This is a genomic window from Nonomuraea rhizosphaerae (assembly GCF_019396405.1).
GTDB lineage: Bacteria > Actinomycetota > Actinomycetes > Streptosporangiales > Streptosporangiaceae > Nonomuraea > Nonomuraea rhizosphaerae.
The window spans coordinates 1-1752 of sequence record NZ_JAHKRL010000445.1 but is presented as its reverse complement, the minus strand read 5'-3'; the positions used below and the strand labels follow the sequence as shown (position 1 = coordinate 1752).

2 protein-coding genes are annotated in these 1752 nt (G+C 70.3%); both read left to right on the top strand.

Features of this window, described 5'->3' with window-relative positions; genetic code table 11:
* The coding region (locus KME77_RS22780; protein ID WP_219470963.1) for an alpha-amylase family glycosyl hydrolase at positions 1–1027 on the top strand (1027 nt) is incomplete at its 5' end.
* On the top strand, positions 1024–1551 hold the full coding sequence (locus tag KME77_RS22775; RefSeq protein WP_308250834.1) for a MetQ/NlpA family ABC transporter substrate-binding protein: 528 nt from the start codon (positions 1024–1026) through the stop codon (positions 1549–1551). The genes KME77_RS22780 and KME77_RS22775, both read left to right, overlap by 4 nt.
* Positions 1552–1752: the final 201 nt, after the last annotated feature.

Below are 1752 nucleotides of genomic sequence, written 5' to 3'. Positions count from 1 at the left end.
CGCGCCCGCCGCGGCGGCGCGCGAGCGGGGGCTGCGGATCGTCCTCGACGGCGTGTTCAACCACGTCGGCCGCTCGTTCCAGGCGGACGAGCGGTGGTTCAGGAAGGGGCCGGGCGGCTACGAGGTGTTCGAGGGCCATCCCGGGCTGGTCGCCCTCGACCACAGCGAGCCGGCCGTGCACGAGCACGTCGCGGCGGTGATGGACCACTGGCTCGGCCGGGGCGCCTCGGGCTGGCGCCTGGACGCCGCGTACGCCGTCCCGCCGCAGTTCTGGCGGGCGATCCTGCCGGGAGTGCGCGAACGGCATCCCGAGGCGTGGTTCGGCGGCGAGGTGATCCACGGCGACTACGCCGGATACGTCGCCGAGTCGGGCCTCGACTCGGTCACCCAGTACGAGCTGTGGAAGGCCGTCTGGAGCTCGCTCAACGACGGCAACCTCTTCGAGCTGGCCTGGGCGCTCAAGCGCCACGACAAGTTGCTCGATACGTTCGTGCCGCTCACGTTCGTCGGCAACCACGACGTCACCAGGCTCGCCACCCGGCTCGACGACCCGCGCCACCTCGGGCACGCCCTGGCCGTGCTGTTCACCGTCGGCGGCCTGCCCAGCGTCTACTACGGGGACGAGCGGGGGCTGCGCGGCCTGAAGGAGGAACGGGCGGGCGGCGACGACGCGATCAGGCCCGCCTACCCGGACGGGCCGGGCGAACTGCCGCCGGACGGAGCCGAGGTATACCGGCTTCACCAGCGGCTGATCGGTTTCCGCAGGCGTCACCCCTGGCTGGTGAGGGCGCGCACCACGACCGAGCACCTGACGAACACGACGGCCGCCCTGCGCGCCTCCCACCCGGACCAGGGGCCGGACGTCGTCACCCTGCTGAACCTCGGCGACGAGCCGCACCGCTTCCCCGTCGAGGCCACCGCCGCCCTCTCACCCGGGCGGCCGTCCCCGGACCCGGCCGTCATCCCGCCCCACAGCTGGGGCATCGTGACCCAGATCACCGAGAAGGCGGGAAATGCCGGCCGGTGAAGGCGCTGCGCAGGCTGAGCAAGACGTACGGTGACACGGTCGCGCTCGACGGCGTCGACCTGCACGTACGAGAAGGCGAGATCTTCGGCGTGCCCGGGGCCGAGCGCGAGCGCCGCGTGGCCGAGCTGCTCGACCTGGTCGGGCTCGGCGGCAGGGGCGCGGACCGGCCGCACCAGCTCTCCGGCGGGCAGAAGCAGCGCGTCGGCATCGCCAGGGCGCTGGCGGGCAACCAGAAGAAGCTGGTGTTCAAGCTGCTGGAGGCCGCGCAGCTGCCGCGCTCGCTGGACGACGTGGACGCCGCCGTCATCAACGGCAACTACGCCATCGAGGCCGGGCTCAACCCCGCCACCGAGGCCCTGGTGCTGGAGAGGACCGACGCCAATCCGTACGTCAACGGGCTCGTGGTGGCGGCCGGGCACGAGAACGACCCGAATATCGTCAAGCTCGGTAAGCTCCTGCAAGACCAGAAGGTCAAGGATTTCATCGAGGAGAAGTACGCGGGCGCCGTGATCCCCGCCGGATAAAAATCGGTAAGATCACTTATAAGATCAAATGTGGTGTCACCTGGCGAGTTAAGCGAATTGTAAGCGGGCGGCAATAGGGCCGACGTACCAAGACGGGGTCAGCAACACCTCTCCCGAGGAGGCCCCAAAATGCGATTCGTTCCGCGAATCCTGATCGGCGTAGCGGCCACCGCCATTGTGGCCGTCGCCGCGCCGGCAGCC